The sequence below is a fragment of the Kytococcus sedentarius genome (genome assembly GCF_041937525.1).
GTDB classification, from domain to species: Bacteria; Actinomycetota; Actinomycetes; order Actinomycetales; family Dermatophilaceae; genus Kytococcus; species Kytococcus sedentarius_A.
Window position 1 is genome coordinate 1255780 of record NZ_CP169391.1, and the last position, 15651, is coordinate 1271430.

General features: G+C 72.8%; 11 protein-coding genes. 6 read left to right on the plus strand and 5 right to left on the minus strand.

Annotated elements, in window-relative coordinates:
- Positions 1–7: 7 nt before the first annotated feature.
- Genes treS through ACEY2A_RS05880 form a run of 3 tightly spaced genes read left to right on the plus strand, consistent with a single transcriptional unit; the run spans position 8 to position 6113 of the window.
- Entirely contained in the window at positions 8–1813 is a 1806-nt protein-coding gene (gene treS / locus ACEY2A_RS05870) for a maltose alpha-D-glucosyltransferase (RefSeq protein ID WP_374929977.1), read from the plus strand.
- Positions 1810–5622: a 1,4-alpha-glucan branching protein GlgB gene (gene glgB / locus ACEY2A_RS05875; protein WP_374929923.1), complete on the plus strand. Its 3813-nt coding sequence runs from the start codon at positions 1810–1812 to the stop codon at positions 5620–5622. Before treS ends, glgB begins: the two co-directional genes overlap by 4 nt.
- Positions 5623–5627: 5 nt before the next feature.
- Entirely contained in the window at positions 5628–6113 is a 486-nt protein-coding gene (locus ACEY2A_RS05880) for a hypothetical protein (RefSeq protein WP_374929924.1), read from the plus strand.
- 209 nt (positions 6114–6322) lie between these two features.
- On the opposite strand, the gene ACEY2A_RS05885 is transcribed toward ACEY2A_RS05880, so the two are convergent.
- The 4 genes from ACEY2A_RS05885 to ACEY2A_RS05900 form a co-directional block, all read right to left on the minus strand.
- A complete protein-coding gene (locus tag ACEY2A_RS05885) occupies positions 6323–7381 on the minus strand; it encodes a tetratricopeptide repeat protein (protein WP_374929925.1) in 1059 nt (352 codons plus the stop codon).
- A 164-nt stretch (positions 7382–7545) separates the two neighbouring features.
- Positions 7546–7860: an MTH1187 family thiamine-binding protein gene (locus ACEY2A_RS05890; RefSeq protein ID WP_374929926.1), complete on the minus strand. Its 315-nt coding sequence runs from the start codon at positions 7858–7860 to the stop codon at positions 7546–7548.
- Positions 7861–7867: 7 nt separating this feature from the next.
- The gene (locus ACEY2A_RS05895; RefSeq protein ID WP_374929927.1) at positions 7868–9070 is read right to left on the minus strand and encodes an acetyl-CoA C-acetyltransferase; all 1203 of its coding nucleotides are present in this window, start codon (positions 9068–9070) and stop codon (positions 7868–7870) included.
- Positions 9071–9149: 79 nt separating this feature from the next.
- The gene (locus ACEY2A_RS05900; protein WP_374929928.1) at positions 9150–10709 is read right to left on the minus strand and encodes an amidohydrolase; all 1560 of its coding nucleotides are present in this window, start codon (positions 10707–10709) and stop codon (positions 9150–9152) included.
- A gap of 84 nt (positions 10710–10793) precedes the next feature.
- On the opposite strand from ACEY2A_RS05900, the gene ACEY2A_RS05905 reads away from it, so the two are divergent.
- Positions 10794–11669, plus strand: a complete 876-nt coding sequence (locus ACEY2A_RS05905; RefSeq protein ID WP_374929929.1) for an RNase H family protein — start codon at positions 10794–10796, stop codon at positions 11667–11669.
- A 45-nt stretch (positions 11670–11714) separates the two neighbouring features.
- Here ACEY2A_RS05905 and ACEY2A_RS05910 read toward each other — a convergent pair whose 3' ends face one another.
- Positions 11715–12761, minus strand: a complete 1047-nt coding sequence (locus tag ACEY2A_RS05910; RefSeq protein ID WP_374929930.1) for an Lrp/AsnC family transcriptional regulator — start codon at positions 12759–12761, stop codon at positions 11715–11717.
- A 135-nt stretch (positions 12762–12896) separates the two neighbouring features.
- Here ACEY2A_RS05910 and ACEY2A_RS05915 point away from each other — a divergent pair, with 135 nt between their 5' ends.
- Positions 12897–14186, plus strand: coding sequence for a M20 family metallopeptidase (locus tag ACEY2A_RS05915; protein WP_374929931.1), 1290 nt, complete (start codon positions 12897–12899; stop codon positions 14184–14186).
- Positions 14187–14251: 65 nt separating this feature from the next.
- Positions 14252–15640 (plus strand): MFS transporter, encoded by a 1389-nt coding sequence (locus ACEY2A_RS05920; RefSeq protein ID WP_374929932.1) that lies wholly within the window; start codon positions 14252–14254, stop codon positions 15638–15640.
- Positions 15641–15651 lie beyond the last annotated feature (11 nt).

A 15651-nucleotide genomic window follows, 5' to 3' on the forward strand; every position in this document is an offset into this window, starting at 1 on the left:
CTCCCCCATGGACCTGCACCAGCCGGGCCTCCGTCACGACCCGCACTGGTACCGCACCGCGGTGTTCTACGAGGTGCTCACGCGCGCCTTCGACGACACCACCGCCTCGGGCTCCGGGGACTTCAGCGGCCTCATCCGCCGGTTGGACTACCTGCAGTGGCTCGGCGTGGACTGCCTGTGGCTGCCACCCTTCTACGCCTCCCCGCTGCGCGACGGCGGCTACGACATCGCCGACTACACGGCGGTGCTGCCGGAGTTCGGCACCCTGCCGGAGTTCACCGAGCTGGTGAGCCAGGCGCACGCCCGCGGCATCCGGATCGTCACCGACCTGGTGATGAACCACACCAGCGACGCCCACCCCTGGTTCCAGGCCTCCCGCTCCGACCCCACCGGCGAGTACGGCGACTTCTACGTGTGGTCCGACGACGACACGAAGTACGCCGAGGCGCGGATCATCTTCGTGGACACCGAGGAGTCCAACTGGACCTTCGACCCGGTCCGCCGCCAGTTCTACTGGCACCGCTTCTTCAGCCACCAGCCGGACCTCAACTGGGCCAACCCCGCGGTGCGCGAGGCGATGTTCGACGTGGTGCGCTTCTGGCTCGACCTGGGGATCGACGGCTTCCGCCTGGATGCGGTGCCCTACCTCATCGAGACCGAGGGCACGAACTGCGAGAACGACCCCGAGACCCACGCGATCCTGGCCGACCTGCGCGAGATGGTGGACCGCGAGTACCCGGGGCGGATCCTGCTGGCCGAGGCCAACCAGATGCCGCACGAGGTCGTGGACTACTTCGGCACCCCGGAGCGCCCCGAGTGCCAGATGTGCTTCCACTTCCCGGTCATGCCGCGGCTGTACTACGCCCTGCGGGAGGAGAAGGCCGCCCCCATCATCGACGTGCTGGCCGAGACGCCCGAGGTTCCGGCCGGGGGCCAGTGGGGCACCTTCCTGCGCAACCACGACGAGCTGACCCTGGAGATGGTGTCCACCTCCGAGCGCGCCGCCATGTACGGCTGGTACGCCCCCGACCCGCGCATGCGGGCGAACATCGGCATCCGCCGCCGGCTGGCCCCGCTGCTGGACAACTCCCGCGCCGAGCTGGAGCTCATCAACGCCCTGCTGCTCTCCCTGCCCGGCTCCCCCTGCCTGTACTACGGCGACGAGATCGGCATGGGCGACAACATCTGGCTGGACGACCGTGACGCGGTGCGCACCCCCATGCAGTGGACGCCGGACCGCAACGCCGGGTTCTCCACCGCCGACCCCGGCAAGCTGTACCTGCCCGTGATCCAGTCGCTGGCGTACAACCACACGGCCGTGAACGTGGAGTCCCAGATGTCCCAGGGGCACTCCCTGTTGAACTGGACCCGCGGCATGCTGTCCGTCCGCAAGCAGCACAGCGTGTTCGGCCTGGGTGACTTCACGGTGGTGGACGCCGACAACCCCGCCGTCCTGGCCTTCACCCGGTGGATCGCCCCGCACGCCCTGCAGGAGGACACCCACGTGGTGGGCGAGAACGAGGTGCTGTGCGTCATGAACCTCTCCGACCGTCCCCAGGGAGTCCGCCTGCACCTGGGTGAGGACCACGCCGGCTCCGCGCTGGCCGACCTCTTCGGGGGCCGCGGCTTCCCCGATGCCGATGACGCCGGGGGCCTGCACCTCACCCTCGGTTCGCGCCAGTTCTTCTGGTTCGGGCTGCGCCGACCCCACACAGCGCCCGTGGGAGAGCCCTCCCCGGCGCAGGCGCCGTCCGCAGGCACCACGTACCGTCCGATCACCGACCACGAGACCCCCGGGGGGCAGCCCGCATGAGCACCGCGACCCTGAAGCACCTGCTGGAGGAGTGGCTGCCGCGCCAGCGGTGGTTCGCCGGCAAGGGCCACACCCCCCGCCTGCAGCGGATCGGCACCGTGCGCATGGGTGACGTAGTGGACCCCGCGGGCCAGACCGTGGCCCTGTCCACCGTGTACGTGGCCGACCGCGCCACCGTGCCGGCCACCATCTACCAGGTGCCGCTGACCGTGCACCCCCACGCGCCGGGGGGCGAGGACGCCTCGGACCGTGGGCCCGGCGACTCCGCGTCCGCCTCCTCCGCGGTGGGGGGCCGCATCGGGGAGATCTCCCTGGCGGCGATGGGGCTGTCCGACGATCCCGAGGCCCGGGGCACCCTCCACGACGCCGCCCACGACCCCGCGTACGCCGCGGCCGTGATGGCGATGGCCGACCGCGAGAGCACCTACGGCGAGGGCTCGGTGACGATGCGGGGCAACCAGCTGCGCCCGCGTCGCCCCCACAAGGCGCCGTACATCGTGACCGGCTCCCGGGTGCTGCCCGGGGAGCAGTCGAACACCTCCATCATCGTGACCACCCTGGGCGGGCGACCCAAGGCACCGCAGCGCGAGACCGCCATCGTGAAGCTCTTCCGCGTGCTGCAGCGCGGCGCCAACCCGGACGTGGAGCTGCAGCTGGAGCTGGCGCGGCAGGGGTCCACGGTGATCCCGACGCCGCTGGGGGCGGTGGAGGGCAGCTGGCCCGACCCGGAGACGGGTGAGGAGCGCAGCGGGCACCTGGCCTTCGCCAGCGAGTACCTGGGAGACGTGGACGACGCGTGGCGGGTGGCCCTGCGCTCGGCGGCCCGTGGCAAGCGCTTCCTGAAGCGGGCCCGGCGGCTCGGTGAGGCCGTGGCCCACGTGCACGCCGAGCTCGCGGCCGCACTGGGCACCGTGGAGGTGGACCACACGCACCGGCAGGAGCTCACCGGCCGCCTGCGCACCCGCCTGGACGCGGCGCTGGCCCAGGCCCCTGAGCTGGAGCCACTGCGCGCGGAGGCGACCGCCCGCATCGACGCCCTGGAGGCCCTGGACTGGCCGGCGCTCCAGCGGGTCCACGGCGACCTGCACCTGGGGCAGGTGCTGGACGTGCCCGACCGCGGGTGGGTGGTGCTCGACTTCGAGGGTGAGCCGCTGCGGCCCGTCGCCGAGCGGCGTGCACCGGACCTGCCGCTGCGCGACGTGGCCGGCATGCTGCGCTCCTTCGACTACGTGGCCGGCTCACTGGCCCGCGAGTCCGAGCTCCCCGACGAGCAGCGCGACGCCCTGGCCGGGTGGGTGGCCGGGGTGCGTGAGGCCTTCCTGGAGGGCTACCGGTCGGTGACCGGCGACCAGGGCACCGAGCCGCGACTGCTGCTGGAGGCGTTGGAGGTGGACAAGGCCTTCTACGAGGTGGTCTACGAGCGCCACAACCGCCCGGACTGGACACCCATCCCCCTGCACGCGCTGGAGCGGCTGCTCGGCATCGAGCTGGCCTCTCCCGCCCACCAGGCGTCGCCCGCTGGTGAGGGCGCCAGCGGTGGCGCCACCCGCCTCGCCCCGGTGAGCACCGACCCGGCGCACATCAGCCGGGAGACGGCTCACCGCATCGTGGAAGGACGTTCCCACGACCCCCACGGGGTGCTGGGGCTCCACCCCACCGACGACGGCGTGGTGATCCGCGCGCTGCGGCCCCGCGCCCGGCGCGTGGTGGCCCTGCTGCCCGACGGGTCGCGTCACGAGCTGGAGCACCTGGCCGACGGCATCTTCGGCGCCCACCTGCCCGGGGTGGCGCCCACCGACTACCGCCTGGAGGTGGTCTGGCCGCTGCCGGCCACCGCCGACGAGGCGCGCTCGGAGGAGACGCAGGAGGCCGAGCCCCGGGTGCAGGACGACGGCTACCGGTACCTGCCCGGCGTCGGGGAGATGGACCTGCACCTCATCGGAGAGGGGCGCCACGAGCGCCTCTGGACCGTGCTGGGCGCCCACGTCCGCTCCCACGAGGGGCCGATGGGGGTGAGCTCCGGGGTGTCCTTCACCGTCTGGGCCCCCAACGCCCACGGGGTGCGCGTGGTGGGCGACTTCAACCACTGGGACGGCACCGGCCACCCGATGCGGACCCTGGGCAGCAGCGGGGTGTGGGAGCTGTTCGTGCCCGGCATCGGCGCCGGGGAGCGGTACAAGTTCCAGATCACCACCGCCGAGGGCACCACCGTCACCAAGGCCGACCCGATGGCGCGACGCACCGAGGTGCCACCGGCCACCGCATCGGTGGTGGACGACTCGCACGCCAGCGCCTACGCGTGGTCCGATGCGGACTGGCTGGCCCGCCGCGCGGAGAGCACCCCGCAGACGGAGCCGATGGCCACCTACGAGGTGCACCTCGGCTCGTGGCGGCAGGGGCTGGGGTATGTGGAGCTGGCCGAGCAGCTGGTGGAGCACGTCACGGACCTGGGCTTCACGCACGTGGAGCTGATGCCGGTGGCCGAGCACCCCTACGCGCCCAGCTGGGGCTACCAGGTGACGGGCTACTACGCGCCCACCTCGCGCTTCGGCACGCCCGACGAGTTCCGGTACCTGGTGAACGCGCTGCACGCGGCCGGCATCGGCGTTGTCCTGGACTGGGTGCCCGGGCACTTCCCCAAGGACGAGTGGGCGCTGGCCCGGTTCGACGGGCAGCCGCTGTACGAGCACCCGGACCCCCGCCGCGGTGACCAGCCGGACTGGGGCACGCACGTGTTCGACTTCGGCCGGCACGAGGTGCGCAACTTCCTGGTGGCCAACGTCCTGTACTGGATGGAGGAGTTCCACATCGACGGCATCCGGGTGGATGCGGTGGCCTCCATGCTCTACCTGGACTACTCGCGCGCTGCCGGGGAGTGGCTGCCCAACCAGTACGGCGGGCGGGAGAACCTGGAGGCCGTGCAGCTGCTGCAGGAGACCAACGCCACCGCCCACCGGCTGTTCCCCGGGGTGGTCACCATCGCCGAGGAGTCCACCGCGTGGCCGGGCGTCACGGCCCCCACCCACGAGGGCGGGCTGGGCTTCTCCATGAAGTGGAACATGGGCTGGATGCACGACACCCTGGAGTACGCCTCCAAGGACCCGGTGCACCGGCAGTTCCACCACCACGAGCTGACCTTCTCCATGGTGTACGCGTACTCGGAGAAGTACGTGCTGCCCATCAGCCACGACGAGGTGGTGCACGGCAAGGGCTCGCTGGTGACCAAGATGCCCGGCGACACCTGGCAGAAGTACGCCGGGGTGCGGGCCTACCTGGCCTTCATGTGGGCCCACCCGGGCAAGAAGCTGCTGTTCATGGGCAGTGAGCTGGGGGTGCCGCGGGAGTGGTCGGAGGCGGTGTCGTTGGACTTCGACATCGCTGACGACCCGCTGCGTCACGGGGTGCAGTCCACGGTGCGTGACCTCAACGGCCGCTACGCCGAGCTGCCCGCGCTGTGGCAGCTGGACGACCAGCCCACGGGGTTCCGGTGGATCGATGCGGAGAACGCGGCCGGCAACGTGGTGAGCTTCCTGCGCTTCGGTGACCGTCCGGCCGATCCCGGGAGCACGGTGGCGGTGCTGGCGAACTTCTCGGGGTCGCCGCACGAGGGCTTCCGGGTGGGCCTCCCCCGGGCCGGGCGCTGGCGTGAGGTGCTGAACACCGACGCGGTGGAGTACGGCGGTTCCGGGGTGGGCAACCTCGGTGAGGTGGTGGCCGAGGAGGTGCCCTGGGACGGGTTGCCTGCCTCTGCGGTGGTGCGGGTTCCGCCGTTGGGCGCGGTCTGGTTCACCCCTGCGGACCAGGCCTGAGGGCCGTGGAGGGGGTCACCCCGGCCACCGGGTCCGCCACGGCCACCGAGTGGCTCGCGGCCATGGACCGGCGCAACCGGTTCGGGCCGCGCCGCCCGGGCATGCTGCGCACCCGCGTGCGGTTGGCTCTGCTGCTGGCCCTGGTCATCTTCTGGCCGGCCCTGAGTGGCGTCAGCGTGCTGGGACTCGTGCCGGTGCCGGCGTTCGTCCCCGTGCTGCTGTCGGCTGCGGTGGCCTGCCTCCCGGTGGACCGGTGGACGTTCCGGGCGGTGAAGTGGGCCGCCGTGGCCGCCGGTCCGCTGCTGGCCTTCTGCGCCTGGGCCTTCTCCGTCGGCATGGACGTGGCCGATGACTACCGCACTGCGCCGGCACTGCTGGACCTGGCACCCCTGGCGGCGCTGGGGCTTCTGGGGTGCGCGCTGCTGGCCCTGGCAGCATTGGCGGCCGAACTGCTGCTGGCCCGCACCCGCACCCGCCTCCGCACCACCTGACCAGCCCACCCCCGCGCCAGTCTCACCGCCCGTACCCCCGCGCCAGACTCACTCCACCGTGCCACAGCGCGGTGGAGTAGACCCCGCCCGGCACCGCACCCCCTGACTGGCCCACCCCCGCGCCAGACTCACTCCACCGTGCCACAACGCGGTGAAGTAACCCCCACCCCGGCGGTGCACCGCCGGGGCTGGGGGCGGGGGCTGGGGGCTCAGAACAGGGCGCTCATGAGCTTGCTGCGGGCGGCGCGCACACGGGGGTCGGCCGAGCCCACCATCTCGAACAGCTCCAGCAGCCGCTCCCGCACGGCGTTGCGGTCCTCATCCGTGGTGGCCTTGACTGTGTCGATGAGGCGCGCGAAGGCGTCCTCCACGTGGCCACCCATCAGGTCCAGGTCCGCTGCCTGCATCTGCGCCTCGATGTCGGTCGCGTCCTTCGCGGCCGCCTCCCGGACGGCAGTGGGGTCCAGCGACCCGGCCCGCTCCAGCAGCACCACCTGCTGGCGGCCCAGGCGCGCCTCCTCATCGCCCGGCTCCTCGGCCAGGCGGGCGTCGAAGGCGGCCACCGCGGCGGTGAAGTCCCCCGCATCGATGGCGTCGTAGGCCGCCTGCACGTGGGGCGACAGCGGCTCCTCGGCCGGCTGCTCGGGCTGGTCGGCGACCTCCCCCGCATCGCCACCCTCAGAGACGGAGCCGGAGACACCCGGCTGCGCGCGGCCGGTGACACCGTTCTGGGCGGCGGCAGAGAGCAGGTTCTGCATCACCGCGCGCACCTCCTCCTCCGGCTGGGCCCCGCCGTACATCGGCATCGGCTGGCCCATCATGACGGCGATGGTCATGACCTCGGGCAGCTCGGGGATCTGGAAGGCCTGCATCATCTCCGGCTGGGCGGCCACGTTGGCCGTCGCCAGGCGGTAGCGGCCCTCGAACTCCACCGCGAGCCGCTCCATCATCTGCACGTACTCCAGCGCGCCGGGGATCTGCGGGCTCCACAGCACCAGCACGGCCGGCACGACCGCGGAGTCCTGCAGCACCTCCCCGAAGGTGTCCAGGTCCACGGCCACCACGGTGGCACGCGGGTCGTTGCCCGCACCCGGACCGCCCTGGCCTGCAGGGCCCGCCCCCGCGGCCCCACCCGGAACGCCACCGGCCGGCGCCCCCTGGCCGGCCCCCTGACCGCCGGACATGGCCGCCTGCACCTGCTGCTGCTTCAGACCGCTGAGGTCCACGGCGCCGTGGAGGCTGGCGCGGGAGAAGGGCTGGGACGACATGTTTCCTCCTGGACGGCCCGGGATCGGGGCCGGCATCGAGTCGGGATCGGACGGGAACCCACGTGGATTCGTTCTGCCTCCACGATACGCAGCGACGGCGCAACCCCCTCGATGAGGGCCGCGTCGCCGCTGCGTGTGATCGCCGTGCTGGGGCGACGGGCGGCTCAGCCCGCGGGGGGCGACGAGGCCAGGTGCCGCTCCACGCGCTCGACCTTCGCCTCCAGCTGGCCGGTGAACCCGGGCCGGATGTCGGCCTTCAGCACCAACGACACCCGGGGCGACTCGGCCGCGAGCACGTCCACACACTCCTTGATGACCGCCATGCACTCCTCCCACTCCCCCTCGAGGGTCGTGAACATCGAGTCCGTGCGATTCGGCAGCCCGGAGGCGCGCACGATCCCCACCGCGCGCGCCACCGCCTCACTCACACCGCCGTCGGGGTCCTCCGAGGACGGCGCGATGCTGAAAGCGACCAGCATCGTCGCCTCAGGCCTTGGGCACGCGCACGACGAGGGCGTCACCCTGACCGCCACCACCGCACAGGGCCGCGACACCCACGCCGCCACCGCGACGCTTCAGCTCCATCGCCAGGCTCAGCACCAGACGGGCACCCGAGGCGCCGATGGGGTGTCCCAGCGCGATGGCGCCGCCGTTCACGTTCACCTTGTCCTCCGACACGCCCAGGTCACGGGCGCTGGCGATGCCCACCGCCGCGAAGGCCTCGTTGATCTCGAACAGGTCCACGTCCTCGACCGACAGGCCCTCCTTGGCCAGGGCCGCGCGGATGGCGTTGGCCGGCTGCAGCTGCAGGCTCGAGTCCGGACCGGAGACCACGCCGTGGGCACCCACCTCGGCGATCCACTCCAACCCGGCGGCCTCGGCGGCGGCCTTGCTCATCACCACCACGGCCGCGGCACCATCGGAGATCTGCGAGGCCGATCCCGCCGTGATGGTGCCCTCCTTGCTGAACGCCGGGCGCAGCTTGGCGAGGGACTCCGTGGTCGTGTCCGGGCGGATGCCCTCGTCAGCCGTGACCTCGATGGGGTCACCCTTGCGCTGCGGCACGCTCACCGGGGCGATCTCCTCACCGAAGACGCCCTTCTCGGTCGCCTCGGCGGCACGCTGGTGGGACTGCGCGGCGAACGCGTCCTGCTCCTCGCGGGACAGCTCGCCACCCCGGTCCTCGCGGTTGGCGGACTCGGTGAGTCCACCCATCGCCTGGTCGGTGAACGCGTCCCACAGACCGTCATAGTCCATGTGGTCCTTCAGCGTGACGTCGCCGTACTTGAAGCCGCCCCGCGACTTCGGCAGCAGGTGGGGGGCGTTCGTCATCGACTCCTGACCACCGGCCACGACGCACTCGAACTCGCCGGCGCGGATGGTCTGGTCGGCCAGCGCGATGGCGTTGAGGCCCGAGAGGCACACCTTGTTGATGGTGAGCGCCGGGACGTCCATGGAGATGCCACCGGCCACGGCGGCCTGGCGGGCGGGGATCTGCCCGGCGCCGGCGGTGAGCACCTGGCCCATGATCACGTACTGCACCTGGTCGGCGGAGACCTTGCCGCGCTCCAGGGCCGCCTTGATGGCCACGCCACCCAGCTCGGCGCCGGACAGGCTGCCCAGGGCGCCCTGCATGCGCCCCATCGGGGTACGGGCACCGGAGACGATGACGGTGGTGTTCTCGGACATGGTTCCTCCACGGGGGTCGAACGGGCTCAAGCGGCTCCCCGAAGGGTACTGGCCCTGTGACCCCGGCCACGCCGGGTGCTCACCCGCCGTGGACCACCTGACCGGCCAGCACCGTGGCCGAGACGCCCATGGACCGCAGCACCCGGGCCTGCTGCGCGGAGTCGCCGCCGCCCAACGGGTCGGCGTCCAGCAGCACGAGGTCGCCCCGTGCCCCGGGACGCACCCGCTGGGAGTCCACCGAGGCGGCCAGCGCCTCGGCCGGGGTGAGGGCGAGCTCCGGGTGCCACGTCTCCGCATCGACCGGCCCCCGGTGCACGGCGGAGGCCAGCGTCAGCCACGGGTCGAGCGGGCTCACGGGGGCGTCCGACCCCATCGCCATCTCGATGCCGTGCTCGGCGAACCGCCGCAGGGCGAAGGTCAGGCCGGTGCGGTCGGGCCAGCACTGCTCGGTGACCGCCCGGTCGTCCAGCAGGTGCGCCGGCTGCACACTCGCCCGCACCGGCAGGGCGCCCCACCGCTCGAGGTCCACCTCGCCCACCAGCTGGGCGTGCTCGATGCCACCGCGCGCCCCGATGCTGGCGAAGGCCTCCAGGGCCTGACCCACCGCGGCATCGCCGATGGCGTGGATCGCCATCTCCAGCCCTCCGGCGTGGCCGGCGGTCATCAGCTCGTGCATCTCGTCGCGGGTCAGGTTCGCCGCACCGCACGGATGGGTCAGGCGGTGGGCGTCGGCGTACGGCTCACGGCACCAGGCGGTGCGGGTGTTGAGGGAGCCGTCGCTGATGATCTTCAACGGACCCATGGTGACCAGCCCGTCGGTGCCCTCGATGACCTGCCCGGTGCGCACCCCCGCATCGAGCACGCCCTGCAGCTCCTCGGCGTACACCCCGGTGCGGGCGCGCAGCATCGGCTGTCCCAGGTCGCAGCGACGGCGCCAGTCCTCCCACGGCCGGCCCATCTCCAGGTCGGTGATGCCCACGACGCCCAGGGCCAGGGCGTCGGTGACGGCGCGGGCGACGCCGAGCTCGGCCTCCTGCGCGGCGCCGGGAAGGTTTCCCAGGCGGTCGTACATGGGGAACCAGTCGGCCTCGCGGACCACCCCGGTGGCGTCCGCCGGGCCGCCGAGCAGCCGCAGCGCGGGCGTGTTCATCCACCCGTGGTGGCCGTCGCCACTGATGAGGACCACCGGCACCTCACGGGCGACCTCGTCCAGCATCGCGACCGTGGGGTCCTCGTCCCACTGGGCCGACCGGTGGCCCCAGCCCACCAGGACACCGGTCTCCGGGAGGGGCTCGTCCGAGGCCAGGCGCTCAGCCACGCGGCGCACCGCATCGCGGGCGGAGGTCGCCGGTGCGAGGTCGAGGCGCGCCGTGGTGGCACCCCACTGCCCCAGGTGCACGTGGTGGTCCCACAGCCCGGGGACGACCCACCGGCCCTCACCGGCCAGCACCGGGACCTCCTCAGGGCGCGTCAGCCCCGGGCCCACCTCGGTGATCACGCCGTCGCGGACCAGCACGTCCACCGGCCCGGTGGCGGCGGTCCCACCGGAAGCACTGGCCACCCGTCGCACGGCGGGGCCACCTCCCTCCTCCCCGTCGAGGGGCACGAGGCGGACATCGGTCACCAGGAGGTCGGTCATGCCCGCACCGTAGTCCCCGCCGGGTCGGGCCATCGCCGGCGGCAGGTCGAGACCCGCACCGGTGCCCGTGAGAGCATCGCGCCCGTGATCACCGCAGCAGCAGACGGCTCCGCACTCGGCAACCCCGGCCCCGCCGGCTGGGCGTGGTACGTCGACGACGACTGCTGGGCCGCCGGGGGCTGGGACCACGGCACGAACAACATGGGCGAGCTCATGGCCGTGCTGGACCTGCTGCAGCAGACCGCACACCTGGACGACGACCTCCACGTGCTGTGCGACAGCCAGTACGCCATCAACGTCATCTCCAAGTGGACCCCGGGCTGGAAGCGCAAGGGGTGGAAGAAGGCCGACGGCAAGCCGGTGATGAACATCGAGCTGGTCAAGGCCCTCGACGAGGCCATGCAGGGGCGGCGCGTCACCTTCGAGTGGGTCAAGGGCCACGCCGGCCACGCCATGAACGAGGCCGCCGACGAGCGTGCCCGCAACGCGGCCCTCGCCCACCAGCGGGGTGACGATCCGGACCCGGGGCCGGGGTTCGCCAGCGCCTCCACGGACCACCCCACCGCGGTGGTCGGCGCCCGGTCGGACGAGACCGTCCCCACCCTCTTCGAGGACCTCCCCACCTCCGATGCGGAGACCGTTCTGGCCCTCGAGCGCTCACTCCTCACCGACACCACCCGCACCGACCCGGCCGAGGTGGCCGCCCTGCTGCACAGCGACTGGTACGAGGTGGGCGCCTCGGGGCGCGTGTGGACCCGCGAGGAGATGCTGGCCGAGATCGGCCCCCTTCCCGAGCCGGTCGAGGTGGAGGTGCTCAGCACCAGCGCCCTGGACGCGCACACCCTGCTGCTGCTGTGGCGCGCCGTCACCGCATCGGGGGCCTCGGTGCGCACCTCGCTGTGGGTGCGGGAGTCCGGCCGCTGGCGCCAGCGCTTCCACCAGGGCACACGCGAGCCCTGACCCGGGACCCACGCACCGGCGCCCTGCCCCGTGCGTGCCCGCCCCTCAGGCCGGGGCGAGCACTGCGGGAAGCACCAACCGGTCGGTGCGCCTCCCCCGCTCGTCCAGGACCCATCCCATCCGCTTGCGCGGGCTGACCAGCAGGACCGACCGGACCACCGCCACCTCCGGGAGCGCACCCAGCACCTGCTGCTCCCACGCCCTGCTCTCGGTCAGGCTGCGGAAGACGGCGGACACCACCATCGTGGCGTCCCCGGTGACAGAGGCCACCAGGCGCAGGTTGCCCAGCCCGGCCAACCGGCCGGTCACCCGGGCGGCCCCGGCCGGGGGAACCCGCAGGAACCACGTGCGCGTCACCGGCCAGCCGATGTCCACGTGGCTCATGTCGCAACGGGGCGTCACCGTCCCCCCGGCCAGCAATGCCTCGAGGTGCCGCCTCACCGTCGAGGGGTGGGCCCCGGTGTCACGGGCCAACCCGGCCACCGGCGCCCGTGCATCCACCACCAGCGCCGCTGCGAGCTCGCCCACCCCCTCCACCGCCCGGCGGGAACGGGGCGGCACGGCGAGAGCCGCGGCCTCCCGGCGCTCGTCGGCGTCCAGGGCCCCCAGCCGCCATGCGGTGCCGTCCCGGTCCACGGACACCACCACCGAGGTGTCCACCGCCACCACCCCCGGACGCCGCGCCACCTGGGCCACCACCTCGTGGAGCCGGGTCAGGCCACGCGCCATCACCGTGCACAACACGGTGGTCCCATCGGTCTCGGTGTCCACGCTCACCACGTGGTGGTCGTCCACGAGCCCCGCGATCGCGTCGTCGGCACGGGCCGGGTCCAGACGGGCCACCACCAGCGCACTGGTGACCCCGTCGCCGTCCACGTGCGGCTGCACCGTGGCCCACGCCACCCGCTCGGCGCACAGCCGCCTCCACCGGGCCGCGAGGGTGGAGGGAGAGGACCCGAGCACGCGCGCCGCATCGGCCCAGGTCGCCCGCGGGGCGATCTGCAACAGGTGGAGCAGCGCGAGGTCTCCCTCGGAGACCGCGGTGCGCGACGCGGCCCCCGGACCGTCCGTCCCACCCGCTGCTGCACCCATCAGTGACCTCCTCCGGCGGATCGTGCACGATTCCGCACCGACCACCCGGCATCGTTGCACGATTCGGTCATCACGGAACGACGGGCCGTGGTGCGCGTCACCCTGAGACGACGACGTCCCAGGAGGAGACACCGCATGAACCACACCGCAACGGACACCCGCCCCCGCACGGGCGCCGGGTCGACCGACCTGGTTGCCGCCTGCGCCGCGGAGCTCCCACTCGTGAGGGCCCTGTGCCACGAGATCCACGCACACCCCGAGGTCGGGCTCCACCTGCCACACACCCAGGCCCGCGTGCTGGACCACCTGCGCGACCTGGACCTGGAGCTGACGACCGGCAACGAGGTCAGCTCCGTAGTGGCGGTGCTGCGCGGCACACACCCCGACCGCCCGGCCGCCGACGCCCCCGTGGTGCTGCTGCGCGGTGACATGGACGCCCTGCCCGTGGCCGAGGAGACCGGCCTGCCGCAGGCCTCCACCGTCGAGGGCACCATGCACGCCTGCGGACACGACCAGCACACGGCAGCACTGGTGGGAGCCGCCCGGGTGCTCGCCCAGCACCGTGACCAGCTGGCAGGCGACGTGGTCTTCATGTTCCAGCCCGGGGAGGAGATGCAGGACGGCGCGGCCCACATGGTGCAGGAGGGAGTCCTGCGGGCCGCAGGGCGCACCGTGGACGAGGCGTACGCCCTGCACGTGATGTCCAACCAGTTCCCCCTCGGCCAGGTGGCCTCCCGCCCCGGACCGATGATGGCGGCTGCGGACGGACTGCGCGTCACCCTGCGGGGCCGCGGCGGGCACGGGTCCATGCCCCACACCGCGCGTGACCCCCTCACGGTGGCCTGCGAGATGGTGCTTGCCCTGCAGACCCTGGTGACCCGGCACATGGACGCCTTCGACCCGGTGGTGGTGAACGTCGGCTCCCTGCACTCCGGGTCCGACGGCGCCCCGAACGCCGTGCCGGAGACCGCGTCCTTCTTCGCCTCGGTCCGCTCCTGGTCCCCGCAGGCCCGCACCCGCTTCCGCGAGCGCGCCACGCAGCTGGTGGACGGCATCGCCGCGGCCTACGGCATCACCGCCCGCACGGAGCTCATCGACGGCTACCCGGTGACCACCAACGACCCCGCCTGCGTGGACGCCGCGCGGGCCGTGGTGCAGCGGACCCTCGGCGAGGACGCCTGGTGGGAGCTCGAACGCCCCCTCAGCGGCTCCGAGGACTTCAGCCGCGTGCTGGCCGAGGTCCCCGGCGCCTTCCTCGTCGTGGGCGCCGTCCCCGAGGGTGTGGACCCCACTGACGCACCCTCCAACCACAGCTCGGCGGCGGTGTTCGACGACGGCGCGCTGGAGCACTCCCTGCGCCTGCTCACCGCACTCGCGACCGACCGGCTCCTTGCACTCGCCCAGGGCACCGAGGAGTCCTCGTGAGCTCGCCCACCGCAGCCCACCCCGCATCGTCCCCCACACCCCCATCCCTCCCCCGAGGAGCAGACATGACAACCCAGGCCCTCACCCGACAGGCCACCGAGGTGCAGACCGCACCGCAGCCGGCGCTCGCCAAGGACTCCCCGCGGGGCCGCCTCGTCGGCACCGGCGTGGGCAACGCCCTGGAGTGGTTCGACTGGTCCGTCTACTCCACCTTCGCCCCCTTCTTCGCCGCCCACTTCTTCGCTGCCGGTGAGGACCCGGTGGTGGCCTTCCTGCAGACCCTGGCGGTCTTCGCCGTCGGCTTCGTCGCCCGGCCGGCAGGTGGCTTCCTCTTCGGGTGGATCGCCGACCGCCACGGCCGCCGCAGCTCCCTCTCGGCGACCGTGGGACTCGCCGCGCTGGGCTCGCTGGTCATCGCCGTCTCCCCCGGCATCGAGCAGATCGGATGGGGTGCCGCGCTGCTGCTGGTGATCGCCCGCATCGCCCAGGGGCTCGCCCACGGTGGCGAGCAGCCGGCAGCCCAGTCCTACCTGGCCGAGAGCGCTCCTGCTGAGCGGCGCGGTCTGTGGAGCTCCCTCATCTACTTCTCCGGCACCATCGGCGCCAACCTGGGTGTGGCACTCGCCGTCCTGCTCACCACGGTGCTGACGCCGGAGCAGCTGGGTGACTGGGGCTGGCGCATCCCCTTCGCGCTGGGCGCCGTGGGTGGCCTGTTCGCCCTCGTGATGCGGCAGCGCCTGCACGAGACCGACCACTTCGCCTACGTGGCCCCCACCGAGGGCGCCGGCGCCCGCCGGTCGCCGTTCGCCGGCCTGTGGACCGCCATGGTGACGCACCGTCGCAGTGCCGCGCAGGTCATCGGCATGACCGTCGGTGTGACGATCGTGTACTACCTGTTCGTCGTGGCGGCCTCGGGCTACTCGATCGCCGTCCTGGGCATGGACTCGCGCCTGGCCACCACCACGGCCATGTGGTGCAACGTGGTGTTCCTGGTCTGGCTCCCGCTGTGGGGCATCGCCTCCGACCGCCTCGGCCGCAAGCCCGTGATGCTCGCCTGCATCGCCGCCCTGATGGTCGTGACCGTCCCGCTGTCACAGATGATCGACGGTTCGGTACGGGGCCTGGCGACGGCCATGCTCGTCTCGGGTGTGTTCATCGCCGGCATCTGCTCGGTGAGCCCTGCGGTCATGACCGAGCTGTTCCCCACCCGCATCCGCACTCTGGGGGTGGCCGTCCCGCTGTCGGTGGCCGTGGCCGTCTTCGGGGGCACGAGCTACTACCTGCAGGTGTGGATGAGCTCCACCTGGGGCCCGACGGCCTTCGCCTGGTACGTCGTCGCGGCCCTGGCCGTGAGCCTGGTGGCGGTCCTGACCCTGCCGGAGACCCGCGGCCGGCAACTGACCGACGAGGACGCGGACTTCACGGGCGCCCGGGCCACCTCCGGCGCGGCCTGAGCCGCACCACC

What these genes read in the sequence shown, in the direction of transcription:
- treS (WP_374929977.1), top strand. Translation starts at nt 8, where the DNA reads ATGGACCTGCACCAGCCGGGCCTCCGTCACGACCCGCACTGGTACCGC.
- glgB (WP_374929923.1), top strand. Translation starts at nt 1,810, where the DNA reads ATGAGCACCGCGACCCTGAAGCACCTGCTGGAGGAGTGGCTGCCGCGC.
- ACEY2A_RS05885 (WP_374929925.1), bottom strand. Translation starts at nt 7,381, where the DNA reads ATGTCGTCCCAGCCCTTCTCCCGCGCCAGCCTCCACGGCGCCGTGGAC.
- ACEY2A_RS05890 (WP_374929926.1), bottom strand. Translation starts at nt 7,860, where the DNA reads ATGCTGGTCGCTTTCAGCATCGCGCCGTCCTCGGAGGACCCCGACGGC.
- ACEY2A_RS05895 (WP_374929927.1), bottom strand. Translation starts at nt 9,070, where the DNA reads ATGTCCGAGAACACCACCGTCATCGTCTCCGGTGCCCGTACCCCGATG.
- ACEY2A_RS05900 (WP_374929928.1), bottom strand. Translation starts at nt 10,709, where the DNA reads ATGACCGACCTCCTGGTGACCGATGTCCGCCTCGTGCCCCTCGACGGG.
- ACEY2A_RS05910 (WP_374929930.1), bottom strand. Translation starts at nt 12,761, where the DNA reads ATGGGTGCAGCAGCGGGTGGGACGGACGGTCCGGGGGCCGCGTCGCGC.
- ACEY2A_RS05915 (WP_374929931.1), top strand. Translation starts at nt 12,897, where the DNA reads ATGAACCACACCGCAACGGACACCCGCCCCCGCACGGGCGCCGGGTCG.
- ACEY2A_RS05920 (WP_374929932.1), top strand. Translation starts at nt 14,252, where the DNA reads ATGACAACCCAGGCCCTCACCCGACAGGCCACCGAGGTGCAGACCGCA.